This is a genomic window from Vibrio sp. STUT-A11, assembly GCF_026000435.1.
Lineage (GTDB): Bacteria > Pseudomonadota > Gammaproteobacteria > Enterobacterales > Vibrionaceae > Vibrio.
In genome coordinates, this window is sequence record NZ_AP026763.1 from 14345 (window position 1) to 32101 (window position 17757).

A 17757-nucleotide genomic window follows, 5' to 3' on the forward strand; every position below is an offset into this window, starting at 1 on the left:
AAGGTTGGCTAGAATTGCGCCAGTCTTTGGGGAGTAGCTTACCCGATGGAGTTTCCTATCCATCTGGTTCGTTCGTCAACATAATTGGTGCAAAATCACCATGGCGCTCGAGACTCGAAGCCTTTCGAGTTTAGCAAGACCTTAGATAAATCATCACGAACCGGGGTGGGGCGTGAGGTTTGTCTACGGTTAAATATAATAATCCCTGCCCCAAAGAGCATGTCGTGAGCGTTTTAGCTATTTCAATTACTACTGTCGCGTTAGCAGAAATTGGCGATAAGACCCAATTGCTTTCGTTGTTACTTGCCAGTCGATACCGTAAACCGGTTCCTATTATTGCAGCCATCTTTTTAGCCACTATTGCTAACCACGCTTTAGCTGCATGGTTAGGTGTCGTTGTCGCCGACTATTTGTCTCCTGAAGTTTTAAAGTGGGTGCTGGTGGTCAGTTTTGTTGCCATGGCGGCTTGGATTCTGGTTCCAGATAAACTTGATGACGATGAAGAAATCTCCAACCGCGGCCCGTTTATTGCCAGTTTTATTGCCTTTTTTGTCGCTGAGATTGGAGACAAAACTCAGATCGCCACCTCTATTCTGGGCGCGCAGTACGCTGATGCCTTGAGTTGGGTAATTTTAGGCACGACGATAGGTATGTTACTGGCGAATGTGCCTGTGGTTCTGATCGGTAAACTATCTGCGGATAGAATACCTTTGGATTTTATACGTAAAGTAACCGCCTTTTTGTTCGTCTTGTTGGCGATTGGTGCAGCATTTTTCTAATTTGAACAATGTGGGTTAAGCGAACTATATAGGGTTATTTTGCCCCGAAACGTCGTTGAAAATGTGGTTAACTCTCAATAAGTAGCGAATTCGTGGCTTAGCTCAAACTCTGGCTTAAAATCGTTCAGTAGCGTGACGAGAGGCATATTCGTGTCATACTTGTCATGGTAATTTAATAGCGGTAATGATGGCGAGAGGGCAAGTTTATGCTTACACGTTACATGGGGATGACCCCAAAGAGTCAGAGTTATTTATTCACTTTTGGTTTAGCACTGTGTTTGTTGGCTTTGGTGTTGACCGACATGTGGTTACCGATTGTCGCAGGAACTTTCATACTCACCGGGTTAACGGTAGAGGCGTGGATTCGGGTTGAGCATATTATTCCGATGCATGAAGAAATGCGGGCGATGAAAAAACAGATCAATAAGTTACAGTCAGAACTTCGCACCTTGGAATATGACGAATAGACAAACGGCAGCCTAATTGGCTGCCGTTTTTAATTATTCCAAACCTTTCTTGATCAGGTACTGGTAGGGTAAGTGCTCTGTTTGTGCCGCTATCAATTCATGATCCATAAATCGGCAGAAGCTCGGAATATCTCGAGTTGTGGATGGGTCGTCCGCTTTGACCAGCAAAATTTCACCATCTTGCATGTTGCGAATTGTCTTCCTGACCATCATCACTGGCTCTGGACAGCGCAGTCCCTCTGCTTCTAACGTCTTGGTTGCCAGTTCAGGATTAAAGCTCATAGTGTGACTCTCGTAGCTAACTTAGCGATGAATTTTACGTTCGTGGAAAAAATATTCAATAACCACTTGGCAAACTGTTATTTTTGTTTTACCTTAAATTAACAAATTGGTAACAAGTGGTAAGGGGGAAGGCTATGCTAACAGCTTTAGACAGACTAACGATTTATTCTGTTCTGTGCTTAATCTCGTTTTGTGCCTTAGTGCTCAGAACTCCAGCTGAAACCTCACTCATGCCTTTGGTGGGTGTGATTGCAACGATTTTGGGTATTTTAATTGAGATGAACAAATGGTCTGATGTATCAGAGCGAGAACATTAGTATCACTTTACTCAACCAGAATATTTTGATTTCAACATCTTGTTTTTACCAACACTTCATTCCGACACTATCCCCATTTTTTCTTGGGCTTCCCCGCTGAAAGGCGGGATTTTTTTTGCCTGAAGAGTACAATTTAACGAAATCCCTGCATAGTACGTGGTCATTGTGGAATTAGAAGACATTTATCGTCGAGATCTGAATTTATTGGTCGCATTACGCGTGCTGATTGAAGAAAGCAGTGTTAGTAAGGCAGCTACTCGGCTGAATTTAAGCCAGTCGGCGATGAGTCGAGTGCTTGGACGATTACGTGACTTATTAGGCGATCCTCTTTTCACTCGTCAGGGGCAGCACTTGATTCCGACGCAAAAGGCGCTGGAAATTGATCGCTCACTGGGAGAGCCGTTAGAGTCGCTGCGCCAATTGCTTTCACCTATTGAGTTTGATCCGTTGCATTGCGACCAGACTTTTACTATCGCCACGACAGATTACGCCATGCAGACCATCTTGCCTTTTGCCTTGCCGCGTATTTATCAGGAAGCGCCTAATGTGTCGTTTAACTTCCTGCCATTGCAGCACGACAGGCTGTCTGATCAACTGACCTATGAAGGCGCTGATCTCGCCATCTGCCGACCGACCGGCCCCATAGCGCCACTGCGCAGTGAAATACTAGGCCGGGTTGGTGTGCTGTGTTTATTGTCGAAGCAGCACCCGCTGGCAGATAAAGAGATGAATCTCGAAGATTATTTGCGGCATCCACATGCAATGATTGCGATCAGTGATGGGGTAAATGCGCTGATCGAGCAAGCTCTGACTGATAAGCCACAGCGCAAAATGGTGCTGCGTGCTTACCATCTTGAAGCTGCACTGGCGATTGTCGATACGCTGCCGATTATTATCACGGTTCCGGCTGATTTAGCGTATTTGGTAGCGGATCGCTACGACCTGATGGTGAAACCTTTACCGTTTGAATTTACCCCGTTTGACTACTCGATGATCTGGCATGCGCGTTGTGAGCATTCACCGGCACAAGAATGGCTGAGAGGGATAGTGAAAGAAGAGTGCGGACGTTTGATTGCCAAGCGCATCGAAGATATGGGGTTAGGCTGATCAAAAAGAGCCAGCAATGCCGGCTCTTAATCTGTCTAATTTGTGATTGTAGAGCTTAAAGCTTAATAACCACACGACCAGTGACTTGGCCATTCGTGATGTCTTCGGCGTACTTCGGCGCTTCTGCCAGTTCGACTTCGGTACAAGCTTGATCAAAGTAGCTATCAGGCAGTATCTCAACCAGCTTTTCCCATGCGGCGATACGTTTTTCAGTTGGACACATAACAGAGTCCACGCCTTGGAGTCTTACATTACGCAGGATAAATGGCATCACAGTGGTTGGCAGGTCAAAGCCACCTGCTAAGCCACATGCTGCGACTGCGCCGTTGTAATCCATTTGTGCCAGCACTTTAGCCAGCACTTTGCTGCCGACAGTATCAACGGCACCTGCCCAGATTTGTTTCTCAAGTGGTCGAGCCGGTTCTTCAAACTCAACGCGGTCGATGATGCGACTTGCGCCCAGTTTTTCTAACAGTGGGCCGTTTTGTTCTACGCGACCAGTGACGGCCGCGACTTTGTAACCCAGTTGCGCTAACAAGGCCACAGCGACTGAGCCTACGCCACCACTGGCGCCAGTAACAAGGATTTCGCCTGCTTCTGGTTTGATATCAGCATCAAGCAGCGCCTGAACACACAGCATTGCGGTAAAGCCAGCAGTACCAACCATCATTGCCTTTTTGCTGTCTAGCCCTTCTGGCAGAGGTACTAACCAATCGGCTTTCAAACGAGCACGCTGTGCCATACCACCCCAGTGATTTTCACCCACGCCCCAGCCTGTCAGTACCACTTTGTCACCAGCCTGGTAGCGTCCATCTTCAGAGCTCACCACGGTACCAGCGAGGTCAATGCCCGGAACCATTGGGAAGTTACGGATGATTTTACCTTTGCCCGTAATCGCCAAACCGTCTTTGTAGTTTAACGATGAGTAGTCAACGTCAATCAGGACGTCACCTTCAGGAAGTTGGGTTTCATCAATTTGTTCGATGTTGGCGATAGTACGTTTGTCTTCTTGGTTTAGAACTAGAGCATTAAACATGAGGTTCTCCGAGTGTGCGGTAGTGTGACTGAGATGCCACAGCAGCAAGATATTAACTGCCTCTAAGTGTATGTCTTGTTTAGTTATGAATAAAATGAAAGATCATCATTTAATCTATTCGTTTAGTGCATAGATCTCTGATAAAAACTTAAAAATAAAGGGCGACACAGGATGTCGCCCTTAAGTCTAATACTAAATGACTTTAGCATCGGTGCATTTCATCAGGATGCCGAGTGGATCACTGTGTTGTTCAAAGACCTAAGGTCTCTCAAAAACAGTCGCGATACCCTGACCAAGACCGATACACATGGTCGCAAGGCCGTATTTCGCGTCTTTTGCTTCCATTAGGTTGATCAGCGTCGTAGAGATACGAGAGCCAGAACAGCCGAGTGGGTGACCCAAAGCGATTGCGCCGCCATTCAGGTTCACTTTTTCGTCCATCACATCAAGCAGACCCAGGTCTTTAGCACATGGTAGTGATTGTGCTGCGAACGCTTCATTTAGCTCGACTACGTCCATATCTTCGATAGACAGACCTGCACGTTTTAGCGCTTTTTGTGTTGCTGGTACCGGACCGTAACCCATGATTGACGGATCGCAGCCTGCAACCGCCATACCTTTAATACGCGCACGAATCTTCAGGCCAAGCTCGTTGGCTTTTTCTTCACTCATGATCAGCATTGCTGATGCGCCATCTGACAGAGCAGAAGACGTACCTGCCGTCACAGTACCATTTGCCGGGTCGAATACCGGACGAAGTTGAGACAGGCCTTCGACTGACGTTTCTGGACGGATAACTTCATCGTAATCCAGAGTAAATAGTGTGCCGTCTGCAGCATGACCTTCGATAGGTAAGATTTCGTTCTTAAAGCGACCTTCTAGTGTTGCTGCATGAGCACGAGCATGGGAGCGCGCGGCAAATTCATCTTGTTGCTCACGGCTAATACCGTGCAGTTTACCCAGCATTTCGGCTGTTAAGCCCATCATACCCGCCGCTTTTGCTACGTTCTTTGCCATACCCGGGTGGAAATCTACACCGTGGTTCATTGGTACGTGACCCATGTGTTCAACACCACCAATTAGGCAGATCTCGGCATCGCCAGTCATAATGGCACGTGTACCGTCATGCAGTGCCTGCATGGATGAACCACACAAACGGTTTACGGTAACCGCACTAATTTCAATTGGCAAGCCAGCCAACAGCGCTGCGTTACGTGCCACATTAAAGCCTTGTTCCAGCGTTTGTTGTACACAGCCCCAGTAGATGTCTTCGATCTCACTTGGGTTAACTTGCGGGTTACGCGCCAGAATGCCTTTCATCAGTTGTGCAGAAAGATCTTCTGCTCGAGTATTACGGAAAGCGCCACCTTTAGAGCGACCCATTGGGGTACGTAGACAATCTACTACGACAACATTTCTTGTTTGATTAGTCATTTTGGGAATCCCTCCTTAGATAGAACCTTGCTGTTGTGCGCCGTAGAAGGTCTCGCCTTTGGCTGCCATATCAATCAGCATTTGCGGTACGTGGTACATCGCGCCTAGTTCAGCGTGTTGTTTTGCTGTTTCGATGTATTCAGCAATACCAACGCTGTCTAGGTAGCGGAACACACCGCCGCGGAATGGAGGGAAGCCCAGACCGTAAACCAGAGCCATATCCGCTTCTTGTGGAGTGGCGATAATGCCTTCCTGTAGACACAGCACCACTTCGTTGATCATCGGAATCATCATACGTTGGATGATGGTTTGCTCGTCGAAGTCTTGTTTGTCTGCACACACGTCAGCCAGTAGCGGTAAGATCTCTTCAGAGAAGGTCTTCTTCGGCTTACCTTTCTTATCAACAGAGTAGCTGTAGAAGCCGCTGCCGTTTTTCTGACCAAATTTATTAGCCTCGAACAAGGTATCAATGGCATCGCGGCCTTGCTTGCCCATACGCTCTGGGAAGCCTTCAGCCATGACGGATTGTGCGTGGTGAGCGGTATCGATACCTACCACGTCAAGCAAGTATGCCGGACCCATTGGCCAACCAAACTTGCGTTCCATGATTTTGTCGATTTGCGTGAAGTCAGCGCCGTCACGAAGTAGCATGCTGAAACCACCAAAGTACGGGAACAGTACGCGGTTTACGAAGAATCCAGGGCAATCATTAACGACGATTGGTGATTTACCCATTTTCGCTGCGTAAGCCACAACACGGTTGATGGTTTCATCTGACGTTTTTTCACCACGGATGATCTCAACTAACGGCATACGATGCACAGGGTTAAAGAAGTGCATACCACAGAAGTTTTCTGGGCGTTGTAGTGACTGAGCCAAGACATTGATTGGAATGGTCGATGTGTTCGACGTGATAACCGTATCTTCGCCAACGTTTTGCTCGACTTCGCTAAGTACCGCAGATTTTACTTTCGGGTTCTCAACCACGGCTTCGACAATCACATCTGAGTTTTCGATGCCAGCGTAGTGCAAGCTTGGAGTAATAGACGCGAGGATACCCGCCATCTTGAAACCGTCAAGACGACCCGTTGCAAGACGCTTATTCAGCAGTTTTGACGCTTCGTTCATGCCCAAATCTAATGAGGCTTGAGCGATGTCTTTCATCAGTACAGGCACACCTTTCAGTGCAGATTGGTAAGCGATACCGCCACCCATGATACCTGCGCCAAGGACTGCTGCACGTTTAGTGTCTTTGTTTGCTGATTTTGCCGCTTTTTTAGCGATGCCTTTAATGTACTGATCGCTAAGGAACAGACCAACCAGTGATTTCGCTTCTTCTGATTTTGCCAGTTTAACGAAGTGCTTACGTTCAACATCCAGCGCTTCATTACGTGCAAATCGAGCGCCTTCTTCAATAGTAAGGACTGATGTTATTGGTGCTGGGTAGTGTGGGCCCGCTTTTTGTGCCACCAGGCCTTTTGCCATCGTGAAGCTCATCATCGACTCTAGCTTGCTTAGCGTTAGTGGTGATGTCTTTTGTTTGCGGCGAGCTTGCCAATCAAGTTTTTCGTTGATTGCAGATGTCAGTGTTTGCAGAGCGGATGCATGTAGAGAGTCTGAATCGACAACCGCATCTAACAGGCCAAGTTTTAGTGCTTCATCAGCACGGAGCGCTTTACCTTGTGTAATGATTTCCATCGCGTTATCAGCGCCGATAACACGAGGCAGGCGTACACAGCCACCAAAGCCTGGCATGATACCAAGTTTGGTTTCTGGCAGACCAATGCTGGTGGTTTTGTCACCGATACGCATGTCTGTTGCCAATACACACTCACAGCCACCACCAAGAGCATGGCCTTTGATGACAGAGATGGTTGGTACTGGTAGATCTTCAAGTTTATTGAAGATGCTGTTGGCGAATTGTAGCCACTGATCCAGCTCGGCATCAGTCTTAGCAAACAGGCCTAAGAATTCAGTAATGTCTGCACCTACAATGAACGCATCTTTATCTGAAGTCAGCATTACGCCTTTCAGACCTTGGTGTGCGATAAGTGCATCAAGGGCTTTGTCTAGTGACTCAAGCGTCGCTAAATCAAGTTTATTTACGGATTTTGGCGAGCAGAAACTCAGCTCTGCAATACCATCCTGTATTTCCTTTACCTGTAGGGTTTCGGCTTGGTAAATCATTGTCTATCTCCATGACATACAATCTGGGATTGTCTGTATACCTATTTAAATGGTGCTCTTCCTCGTATAAATAGCCTTGAATAAATAGGTATCGAGGAAGTGTTTTATTCTAATTCTGGCTTGACCATTGATGTTAGTTTTGATCGGTGGATGTTTAATTTCAATGCATTTTTCAAACAAGTGTTTAACATTGTGCGCTGGGACAGATCTTATGCGACTTGTAAATCCCACTCGTGGTAGACTTCAGGCAAAGAGACAAGCGACCTAATGCTATGAATGACCTGCCTTATTTGATTCCTGCACAACCGACTCAATTTGAAGACGAGATCAAAAAGAGTGTGTTTATTACTTATCTTGCCCATACGCCAAGTGTCGAAGCGGCTAAAGCGTTTGTGGAGCAAGTAAAAACAAAACACGCGGATGCGAGACACAATTGCTGGGGATTTGTCGCCGGAAGACCAGAAGACTCGATGAAGTGGGGCTTTAGTGACGATGGCGAACCGTCTGGAACGGCAGGTAAACCTATTCTCGCGCAGCTCTCTGGCTCAGGGGTTGGAGAAATTACGGCGGTTGTCACCCGTTACTCAGGCGGTATCAAATTAGGCACGGGTGGTTTAGTGAAGGCCTATGGTGGTGGTGTACAACAAGCACTCAGGCAGCTTCAAACTATTGAGAAAAAAATAACCACAAAGCTCAGACTAGCGTTAGACTATGGGTTTATGCCTATCGCACAGTCTATTATGCCTCAGTTTGGGGCGGTTGAAGTTGATGCTGAATACAGCGATCAGGTCGTGCTGGTGGTAGAAATTGAGCTTCGTGAAGTGAGCGGATTTACCCAAGCTATCATTAATAAAAGTGGGGCGAAGGCAATTATTACCCCACTAGACGGAAAATAATGAAAAACAGTAAGCGACAGGGACAGCTTCGCTAGTCAATCAATCCATGCAATTTCGTTCAATTATTCGTATCGTCGGGCTATTGCTCGCGCTTTTTAGTGTCACAATGCTCGCACCTGCGCTTGTCGCGCTGACTTACCGAGATGGCGCTGGTGTGCCTTTTGTCACGACCTTTTTTGTTCTGCTGTTTTGCGGGGCAGTGTGCTGGTTTCCGAACCGCAGGCATAAGCATGAGCTAAAAGCGCGTGACGGTTTCCTTATCGTAGTCTTATTCTGGACAGTATTGGGTAGTGCGGGCTCTATTCCTTTTTTGATCGCTGATAATCCCAATATATCGGTAACGGACGCTTTCTTTGAGTCATTTTCCGCTTTGACGACCACCGGTGCTACGGTGATTGTTGGTCTGGATGAGCTACCTAAAGCGATCTTGTTTTATCGCCAGCTACTTCAGTGGTTTGGCGGGATGGGGATCATCGTATTAGCGGTGGCCATTTTACCTGTGTTGGGTATCGGTGGTATGCAGCTTTATCGAGCCGAAATCCCGGGTCCGGTAAAAGACACTAAAATGACACCGCGTATTGCCGAGACAGCCAAAGCCCTCTGGTATATCTACTTAAGCTTAACCATTGCGTGTGCGACAGCTTTTTGGTTGGCGGGTATGACACCATTTGATGCGATTAGCCACAGCTTCTCGACCATCGCAATTGGTGGATTTTCAACTCACGACGCGAGTATGGGGTATTTCGATAGTTATGCGATTAACCTTATTACCGTGGTTTTCTTGCTTATATCAGCATGTAACTATACTTTGCACTTTGCGGCATTCTCATCCGGTGGAGTGCATCCTAAATACTACTGGAAAGATCCCGAGTTTCGAGCGTTCATCTTAATACAGGTGATACTGTTTGTTGTTTGTTTCTTATTATTACTTCAGCACAACTCATATACATCAACTTATGATGCGTTTGACCAAGCGCTGTTCCAAACAGTCTCTATCTCAACCACGGCTGGTTTTACCACAACAGGCTTTGCGGATTGGCCATTGTTCTTACCCGTCTTGCTGCTGTTCTCATCTTTTATTGGTGGGTGTGCCGGTTCGACTGGTGGCGGCATGAAAGTAATTCGTATTTTGCTACTTACCTTACAAGGTGCTCGTGAACTAAAGCGTCTGGTTCACCCTCGTGCGGTCTACACCATTAAAGTCGGTGGTAGCGCGCTCCCACAACGAGTCGTTGATGCCGTTTGGGGATTCTTCTCTGCGTATGCGTTGGTGTTTGTTGTGTGTATGTTGGGACTGATAGCGACCGGAATGGATGAACTGAGTGCATTTTCTGCCGTTGCCGCCACCTTGAATAACCTTGGTCCAGGCCTTGGAGAAGTGGCTCTGCATTTTGGTGATGTAAATGACAAAGCAAAATGGGTTCTGATCGTGTCCATGTTGTTTGGTCGTCTAGAAATCTTTACCTTACTCATTCTACTCACGCCAACGTTTTGGCGTAGCTAAGGGGATATCGTGGCAAAAGCATTGTTCTTATACTCTTCTCGTGAAGGGCAAACAAAAAAAATCTTCCACTATATAGATGAGAAGCTAACGGACTTCGATTGTGATTTAGTCGATCTACATAATGTAGACACTATTGATTTCGAACCCTATGACAAAGTGCTGGTTGGTGCGTCTATTCGTTATGGGCATTTGAATAAGAAGTTGTACCAATTTATTGAACGTCATCTTACGCAACTGGAAAAGCATAAAGTCGCTTTCTTCTGTGTGAACCTAACGGCACGTAAAGAAGACCAAGGTAAAGATACGCCAGAAGGCAGTGCGTATATTCGTAAGTTCTTGATGAAATCACCTTGGAAACCAGAACTAATAGGCGTGTTTGCTGGCGCTCTTTATTATCCTCGCTACGGGTGGTTCGACAAAATGATGATTAAGTTCATCATGTCGATGACGGGTGGAGAAACCGATACAACGAAAGAAGTGGAATACACCAACTGGGAAAAAGTGACTCTTTTCACGGATAAATTCAAAAAACTGTAGAAATAACGTGCTCTTTTACGTGTTTTTGATGCTATTTCATTCGAATGATAGAAAATTCAAAAAAAACGTCAAAAAGGGCTTGCCAATGTGATCGCAATCTCTATAATGCCACCTCGCTGACACGGCAACGCTCCGAAAGGAACGAAGCGAAGTTAGCAAGCCAAATTAGCCAAGCGGAAACGCTTGAAAAAAGTTTGAAAAAAGTGATTGACACTAAACTTTAACTCGCTAAAATGGCCGTCCGATTTGAGCGAGGCTCAGTCGGAAAGCTCTTTAACAATATAGACCTATCAATCTGTGTGGGCACTCGTTGATGATAATCCAATTAGATACCTCGGTATCAAATTAGGTTTCAATGAACTGAGTGACCAATCGAGATTAAGTTTACTTAGTCTTGGCACAGTCAATTCATTATCGTTCTCCTTTTTTATAAAGGAATAACGATAATAGCTTTAAAATTACATTAGTAGTTTTGAAGTCAGTATTCATTGAGCCAAACAAAATCTTAAATTGAAGAGTTTGATCATGGCTCAGATTGAACGCTGGCGGCAGGCCTAACACATGCAAGTCGAGCGGAAACGAGTTAACTGAACCTTCGGGGAACGTTAACGGCGTCGAGCGGCGGACGGGTGAGTAATGCCTAGGAAATTGCCCTGATGTGGGGGATAACCATTGGAAACGATGGCTAATACCGCATGATGCCTACGGGCCAAAGAGGGGGACCTTCGGGCCTCTCGCGTCAGGATATGCCTAGGTGGGATTAGCTAGTTGGTGAGGTAAGGGCTCACCAAGGCGACGATCCCTAGCTGGTCTGAGAGGATGATCAGCCACACTGGAACTGAGACACGGTCCAGACTCCTACGGGAGGCAGCAGTGGGGAATATTGCACAATGGGCGCAAGCCTGATGCAGCCATGCCGCGTGTGTGAAGAAGGCCTTCGGGTTGTAAAGCACTTTCAGTCGTGAGGAAGGTAGTGTGTTTAATAGATGCATTATTTGACGTTAGCGACAGAAGAAGCACCGGCTAACTCCGTGCCAGCAGCCGCGGTAATACGGAGGGTGCGAGCGTTAATCGGAATTACTGGGCGTAAAGCGCATGCAGGTGGTTTGTTAAGTCAGATGTGAAAGCCCGGGGCTCAACCTCGGAATAGCATTTGAAACTGGCAGACTAGAGTACTGTAGAGGGGGGTAGAATTTCAGGTGTAGCGGTGAAATGCGTAGAGATCTGAAGGAATACCGGTGGCGAAGGCGGCCCCCTGGACAGATACTGACACTCAGATGCGAAAGCGTGGGGAGCAAACAGGATTAGATACCCTGGTAGTCCACGCCGTAAACGATGTCTACTTGGAGGTTGTGGCCTTGAGCCGTGGCTTTCGGAGCTAACGCGTTAAGTAGACCGCCTGGGGAGTACGGTCGCAAGATTAAAACTCAAATGAATTGACGGGGGCCCGCACAAGCGGTGGAGCATGTGGTTTAATTCGATGCAACGCGAAGAACCTTACCTACTCTTGACATCCAGAGAACTTTCCAGAGATGGATTGGTGCCTTCGGGAACTCTGAGACAGGTGCTGCATGGCTGTCGTCAGCTCGTGTTGTGAAATGTTGGGTTAAGTCCCGCAACGAGCGCAACCCTTATCCTTGTTTGCCAGCGAGTAATGTCGGGAACTCCAGGGAGACTGCCGGTGATAAACCGGAGGAAGGTGGGGACGACGTCAAGTCATCATGGCCCTTACGAGTAGGGCTACACACGTGCTACAATGGCGCATACAGAGGGCGGCCAACTTGCGAAAGTGAGCGAATCCCAAAAAGTGCGTCGTAGTCCGGATTGGAGTCTGCAACTCGACTCCATGAAGTCGGAATCGCTAGTAATCGTGGATCAGAATGCCACGGTGAATACGTTCCCGGGCCTTGTACACACCGCCCGTCACACCATGGGAGTGGGCTGCAAAAGAAGTAGGTAGTTTAACCTTCGGGGGGACGCTTACCACTTTGTGGTTCATGACTGGGGTGAAGTCGTAACAAGGTAGCGCTAGGGGAACCTGGCGCTGGATCACCTCCTTATACGATGATTATCGTGATGAGTGTCCACACAGATTGATACGGTTTATGAAGTTTAAGAGATAGAACATCCCCCAAGATGTTCACTTAGTGTCCCGTTCGTCTAGAGGCCTAGGACACCGCCCTTTCACGGCGGTAACAGGGGTTCGACTCCCCTACGGGATACCATTGGGTCGTTAGCTCAGTTGGTAGAGCAGTTGACTTTTAATCAATTGGTCGCAGGTTCGAATCCTGCACGACCCACCATTCTTTCCACGAAGGATGGCTTTTGTTTTACTTTTTATAAAAGTGAAAACAAGAGAAAACTTATGTGGGCGATTAGCTCAGTTGGGAGAGCACCTGCCTTACAAGCAGGGGGTCACTGGTTCGAGCCCGGTATCGCCCACCATCTTTAAGCGCATTAGCGATAGTGCTTTTAAAAATGGTTACTTCTTTGAAGTGATTAGCTCTTTAACAATTTGGAAAGCTGACAAAACAAACTTTGTTTCTTAGAAATAAAGATTTGTTTGTAAAGTTCTCAAAGTATTCCTAATGGAATACAACTAAAAACACATTCAAGTGTTCTTGGCTTTTTGTTTTAACTTTTTATAAAAAAGTAAAATAAAAAGATATTTGAGTCCGGCAAAATCGAAATGTCTCTCGCTCATTCAAATAATGAGAGACAACTTTGGTTGTTTGACCGTTTGATTTCACTTTTTAAAGTGAAGACAAAATGCAATTCGAAACTCCTTCGGGTTGTATGGTTAAGTGACTAAGCGTACACGGTGGATGCCTTGGCAGTCAGAGGCGATGAAGGACGTATTAACTTGCGATAAGCCCAGATTAGGCAGTAAAAGCCACTTGAGTCTGGGATTTCCGAATGGGGAAACCCACTTACATAAGTAAGTATCGTTATGTGAATACATAGCATAACGAGGCGAACCGGGGGAACTGAAACATCTAAGTACCCCGAGGAAAAGAAATCAACCGAGATTCCGAAAGTAGCGGCGAGCGAAATTGGACTAGCCCTTAAGCTTTATAGGCGTTAGGTGAACAAGCTGGAAAGCTTGGCGATACAGGGTGATAGCCCCGTAACTGACGACGCATATTCAGTGAAATCGAGTAGGGCGGGACACGTGATATCCTGTCTGAATATGGGGGGACCATCCTCCAAGGCTAAATACTACTGACTGACCGATAGTGAACCAGTACCGTGAGGGAAAGGCGAAAAGAACCCCTGTGAGGGGAGTGAAATAGAACCTGAAACCGTGTACGTACAAGCAGTAGGAGCACCTTCGTGGTGTGACTGCGTACCTTTTGTATAATGGGTCAGCGACTTATATTCAGTGGCAAGGTTAACCATCTAGGGGAGCCGTAGGGAAACCGAGTCTTAACTGGGCGTTCAGTCTCTGGATATAGACCCGAAACCAGGTGATCTAGCCATGGGCAGGTTGAAGATTGAGTAACATCAATTGGAGGACCGAACCGACTAATGTTGAAAAATTAGCGGATGACTTGTGGCTAGGGGTGAAAGGCCAATCAAACCTGGAGATAGCTGGTTCTCCCCGAAAGCTATTTAGGTAGCGCCTCGGACGAATACTACTGGGGGTAGAGCACTGTTAAGGCTAGGGGGTCATCCCGACTTACCAACCCTTTGCAAACTCCGAATACCAGTAAGTACTATCCGGGAGACACACGGCGGGTGCTAACGTCCGTCGTGGAGAGGGAAACAACCCAGACCGCCAGCTAAGGTCCCAAATTACTACTAAGTGGGAAACGATGTGGGAAGGCTCAGACAGCCAGGATGTTGGCTTAGAAGCAGCCATCATTTAAAGAAAGCGTAATAGCTCACTGGTCGAGTCGGCCTGCGCGGAAGATGTAACGGGGCTAAGTAGTAAACCGAAGCTGCGGCAATATACTTTTGTATATTGGGTAGGGGAGCGTTCTGTAAGCGGTTGAAGGTGTGTGGTAACGCATGCTGGACGTATCAGAAGTGCGAATGCTGACATGAGTAACGATAAAGGGGGTGAAAAACCTCCTCGCCGGAAGACCAAGGGTTCCTGTCCAACGTTAATCGGGGCAGGGTAAGTCGACCCCTAAGGCGAGGCCGAAAGGCGTAGTCGATGGGAAACGGGTTAATATTCCCGTACTTCTTACAATTGCGATGGGGGGACGGAGAAGGCTAGGTGGGCCTGGCGACGGTTGTCCAGGTTCAAGTGCGTAGGCTTGAGAGTTAGGTAAATCCGGCTCTCTTTAAGGCTGAGACACGACGTCGAGCATCTACGGATGTGAAGTCATTGATGCCATGCTTCCAGGAAAAGCCTCTAAGCTTCAGATTGTAAGGAATCGTACCCCAAACCGACACAGGTGGTCGGGTAGAGAATACCAAGGCGCTTGAGAGAACTCGGGTGAAGGAACTAGGCAAAATGGTACCGTAACTTCGGGAGAAGGTACGCTCTCGACGGTGAAGTCCCTTGCGGATGGAGCTATTGAGAGTCGCAGATACCAGGTGGCTGCAACTGTTTATTAAAAACACAGCACTGTGCAAAATCGTAAGATGACGTATACGGTGTGACGCCTGCCCGGTGCCGGAAGGTTAATTGATGGGGTTAGACTTCGGTCGAAGCTCTTGATCGAAGCCCCGGTAAACGGCGGCCGTAACTATAACGGTCCTAAGGTAGCGAAATTCCTTGTCGGGTAAGTTCCGACCTGCACGAATGGCGTAATGATGGCCACGCTGTCTCCACCCGAGACTCAGTGAAATTGAAATCGCTGTGAAGATGCAGTGTACCCGCGGCTAGACGGAAAGACCCCGTGAACCTTTACTACAGCTTGGCACTGAACATTGACCCTACATGTGTAGGATAGGTGGGAGGCTTTGAAACCAGCACGCCAGTGTTGGTGGAGCCGACCTTGAAATACCACCCTTGTAGTGTTGATGTTCTAACTTGGTCCCCTCATCGGGGATGAGGACAGTGCCTGGTGGGTAGTTTGACTGGGGCGGTCTCCTCCCAAAGCGTAACGGAGGAGCACGAAGGTGGGCTAATCACGGTTGGACATCGTGAGGTTAGTGCAATGGCATAAGCCCGCTTGACTGCGAGAATGACAATTCGAGCAGGTGCGAAAGCAGGTCATAGTGATCCGGTGGTTCTGAATGGAAGGGCCATCGCTCAACGGATAAAAGGTACTCCGGGGATAACAGGCTGATACCGCCCAAGAGTTCATATCGACGGCGGTGTTTGGCACCTCGATGTCGGCTCATCACATCCTGGGGCTGAAGTCGGTCCCAAGGGTATGGCTGTTCGCCATTTAAAGTGGTACGCGAGCTGGGTTTAGAACGTCGTGAGACAGTTCGGTCCCTATCTGCCGTGGGCGTTGGAGAATTGAAAGGGGCTGCTCCTAGTACGAGAGGACCGGAGTGGACGAACCTCTGGTGTTCGGGTTGTGTCGCCAGACGCATTGCCCGGTAGCTAAGTTCGGGATCGATAACCGCTGAAAGCATCTAAGCGGGAAGCGAGCCTTGAGATGAGTTCTCCCTGATACTTTAAGTATCCTAAAGGGTTGTCGTAGACTACGACGTTGATAGGCAGGGTGTGTAAGCGTTGTGAGGCGTTGAGCTAACCTGTACTAATTGCCCGTGAGGCTTAACCATACAACACCCAAGGGGTTTTGATGGACTCAATGAAAGAACATTGAATGTGTAAAAACGAGAATTAACAACAGCTTTCCAAGTTTTCTCTAGAAATAGAGAGTAAGAATTTGCTTGGCGACCATAGCGATTTGGACCCACCTGATTTCCATTCCGAACTCAGAAGTGAAACGAATTAGCGCCGATGGTAGTGTGGGGCTTCCCCATGTGAGAGTAGGACATCGCCAGGCTTTAGTTTTATTTTCACTTTTTTGAAAAGTGAAGACAAAAGCGGACATCTGCTTATGCGGATGATGCCACTGCGGAGTGGTAGTTCAGTTGGTTAGAATACCGGCCTGTCACGCCGGGGGTCGCGGGTTCGAGTCCCGTCCACTCCGCCACTTAATTTGAAGGTTTCGACCTTCGGTCGAATGAGTCCCGCTTGAACGCAAGCCCGGCCATTCCGCCACTTATATAGAGCCTCGCTTATGCGAGGTTTTGTCGAATTTAGAATATAATAAATTCTTCAGGGGTGTAGCTCCAATTGGCAGAGCAGCGGATTCCCCAAAGTTTGCGAGATGGCGCGTGTTGGGAGTTTGAATCTCTTAATCCATCGACAATTTGATTACCTATTTCTAGGGGTGTAGCTCCAATTGGCAGAGCAGCGGATTCCAAATCCGCGTGTTGGGAGTTCGAATCTCTCCACCCCTGCCATGTTTAAAGCCTCAGTCGAAAGACTGGGGCTTTTTTCATTTTCATCTCATAAAATATCCAAAAAGTGACACCTGTAACATTTAAAATGTTTTTATGTCGGCTAGGACTTATTAGTTGAATTCTAAGATTGTATTAACGATCTTAAGGCGATTTTGATTACAATGTCGCCATAAAAATTTGGGGGGATTATGGGACAACTTTATATTTTAGGTTTTATCGCCGTGGGTGGGGCATTTGGGGCGTGTTCTCGTTACCTTATTTCTGAGTTGTGTGTAACTCTTTTAGGCCGTGGTTTCCCTTATGGTACGCTAACCGTTAACGTCGTCGGTTCTTTTATTATGGGATTATTGATTGCCGCTTTTGAGAACGAGATGTTGGCAACCGACCCTTGGCGACAAATCGTTGGCTTAGGCTTTTTAGGGGCTTTGACCACGTTTTCCACATTCTCGATGGATAATGTGCTCCTTATGCAGCAAGGTGCTTTTTTTAAAATGGGTTTGAATATCCTGTTGAATGTGACGCTGAGTATTTCTGCTGCGTGGATTGGCTTCCAATTAATGATGCGCAACTAGAAAAAGCTATAAAATCTGATTTGTTCGGCTTGGTTTAATCAAGCCGTTTTTATATACTGACTTCACTTGTCGGAGTGCCATAAGGCTGAGACCGTTAATTCGGGATCCGTTGAACCTGATCTGGTTAGTACCAGCGAAGGGAACAGGAGAAGATACCTACACCAGATCTAATCTGGCTAACCTATCAAAACGTCGAATGTTGTTTTAGAGCTCTGTCAGTTCTTTATTCGACCCCTCTTGTCGCATCTATCCGCCAAGCAT

At 47.3% G+C, this 17757-nt stretch carries 12 protein-coding genes, 5 tRNA genes, 3 rRNA genes and 1 riboswitch; of the genes, 16 read left to right on the forward strand and 4 right to left on the reverse strand.

What is annotated here, in order from left to right:
- The first annotated feature begins 224 nt into the window (after positions 1-224).
- Together OO774_RS00050 and OO774_RS00055 are read left to right on the forward strand one after the other, a co-directional pair.
- Positions 225-779, forward strand: a complete 555-nt coding sequence (locus tag OO774_RS00050) for a TMEM165/GDT1 family protein (RefSeq protein ID WP_264903641.1) — start codon at positions 225-227, stop codon at positions 777-779.
- 206 nt (positions 780-985) lie between these two features.
- Positions 986-1246, forward strand: coding sequence for a hypothetical protein (locus OO774_RS00055; RefSeq protein WP_264903642.1), 261 nt, complete (start codon positions 986-988; stop codon positions 1244-1246).
- A 33-nt stretch (positions 1247-1279) separates the two neighbouring features.
- Here OO774_RS00055 and tusA read toward each other — a convergent pair whose 3' ends face one another.
- Positions 1280-1528 carry a sulfurtransferase TusA gene (tusA, locus tag OO774_RS00060; RefSeq protein ID WP_264903643.1) on the reverse strand — a complete coding sequence of 83 codons (249 nt, stop codon included), beginning with the start codon at positions 1526-1528 and terminating at the stop codon, positions 1280-1282.
- Positions 1529-1662: 134 nt separating this feature from the next.
- On the opposite strand from tusA, the gene OO774_RS00065 reads away from it, so the two are divergent.
- Both OO774_RS00065 and OO774_RS00070 read left to right on the forward strand, forming a co-directional pair.
- Positions 1663-1845 (forward strand): hypothetical protein, encoded by a 183-nt coding sequence (locus OO774_RS00065; RefSeq protein WP_264903644.1) that lies wholly within the window; start codon positions 1663-1665, stop codon positions 1843-1845.
- Positions 1846-2010: 165 nt separating this feature from the next.
- Positions 2011-2952, forward strand: coding sequence for a LysR family transcriptional regulator (locus OO774_RS00070; protein ID WP_264903645.1), 942 nt, complete (start codon positions 2011-2013; stop codon positions 2950-2952).
- A gap of 55 nt (positions 2953-3007) precedes the next feature.
- Here OO774_RS00070 and OO774_RS00075 read toward each other — a convergent pair whose 3' ends face one another.
- The 3 genes from OO774_RS00075 to fadB all read right to left on the reverse strand — a co-directional run bounded on the left by OO774_RS00075 (position 3008) and on the right by fadB (position 7609).
- Positions 3008-3988: an MDR family oxidoreductase gene (locus OO774_RS00075; RefSeq protein WP_264903646.1), complete on the reverse strand. Its 981-nt coding sequence runs from the start codon at positions 3986-3988 to the stop codon at positions 3008-3010.
- Positions 3989-4246: 258 nt separating this feature from the next.
- Positions 4247-5422 (reverse strand): acetyl-CoA C-acyltransferase FadA, encoded by a 1176-nt coding sequence (fadA, locus tag OO774_RS00080; RefSeq protein ID WP_263837754.1) that lies wholly within the window; start codon positions 5420-5422, stop codon positions 4247-4249.
- A gap of 15 nt (positions 5423-5437) precedes the next feature.
- On the reverse strand, positions 5438-7609 hold the full coding sequence (gene fadB / locus OO774_RS00085; protein WP_264903647.1) for a fatty acid oxidation complex subunit alpha FadB: 2172 nt from the start codon (positions 7607-7609) through the stop codon (positions 5438-5440).
- Between the two features lie 272 nt (positions 7610-7881).
- On the opposite strand from fadB, the gene OO774_RS00090 reads away from it, so the two are divergent.
- The 12 genes from OO774_RS00090 (at position 7882) to crcB (ending at position 17496) form a co-directional block, all read left to right on the forward strand.
- Positions 7882-8505, forward strand: a complete 624-nt coding sequence (locus tag OO774_RS00090; RefSeq protein WP_264903648.1) for a YigZ family protein — start codon at positions 7882-7884, stop codon at positions 8503-8505.
- A 46-nt stretch (positions 8506-8551) separates the two neighbouring features.
- Positions 8552-10009 (forward strand): TrkH family potassium uptake protein, encoded by a 1458-nt coding sequence (locus OO774_RS00095; protein WP_264903649.1) that lies wholly within the window; start codon positions 8552-8554, stop codon positions 10007-10009.
- A gap of 9 nt (positions 10010-10018) precedes the next feature.
- On the forward strand, positions 10019-10546 hold the full coding sequence (gene hemG, locus OO774_RS00100; RefSeq protein WP_264903650.1) for a menaquinone-dependent protoporphyrinogen IX dehydrogenase: 528 nt from the start codon (positions 10019-10021) through the stop codon (positions 10544-10546).
- Positions 10547-11053: 507 nt separating this feature from the next.
- Positions 11054-12606: ribosomal RNA gene (locus OO774_RS00105) — 16S ribosomal RNA — on the forward strand.
- Positions 12607-12695: 89 nt separating this feature from the next.
- Positions 12696-12771, forward strand: a tRNA-Glu gene (locus tag OO774_RS00110).
- A 2-nt stretch (positions 12772-12773) separates the two neighbouring features.
- Positions 12774-12849: transfer RNA gene (locus OO774_RS00115), tRNA-Lys, on the forward strand.
- Between the two features lie 66 nt (positions 12850-12915).
- Positions 12916-12991 (forward strand) — tRNA-Val (locus OO774_RS00120).
- A 353-nt stretch (positions 12992-13344) separates the two neighbouring features.
- A 23S ribosomal RNA gene (locus OO774_RS00125) occupies positions 13345-16234 on the forward strand.
- 110 nt (positions 16235-16344) lie between these two features.
- Positions 16345-16461: ribosomal RNA gene (rrf, locus tag OO774_RS00130) — 5S ribosomal RNA — on the forward strand.
- Together the 16S, 23S and 5S rRNA genes with 5 tRNA genes alongside form the textbook arrangement of a ribosomal RNA operon.
- A 73-nt stretch (positions 16462-16534) precedes the next feature.
- Positions 16535-16611, forward strand: a tRNA-Asp gene (locus OO774_RS00135).
- Between the two features lie 236 nt (positions 16612-16847).
- Positions 16848-16924 (forward strand) — tRNA-Trp (locus OO774_RS00140).
- A 188-nt stretch (positions 16925-17112) separates the two neighbouring features.
- Complete coding sequence (gene crcB / locus OO774_RS00145) at positions 17113-17496, forward strand: fluoride efflux transporter CrcB (protein ID WP_264903651.1); 384 nt, start codon at positions 17113-17115, stop codon at positions 17494-17496.
- 60 nt (positions 17497-17556) lie between these two features.
- A riboswitch (TPP riboswitch) is annotated at positions 17557-17655 on the forward strand.
- Positions 17656-17757: the final 102 nt, after the last annotated feature.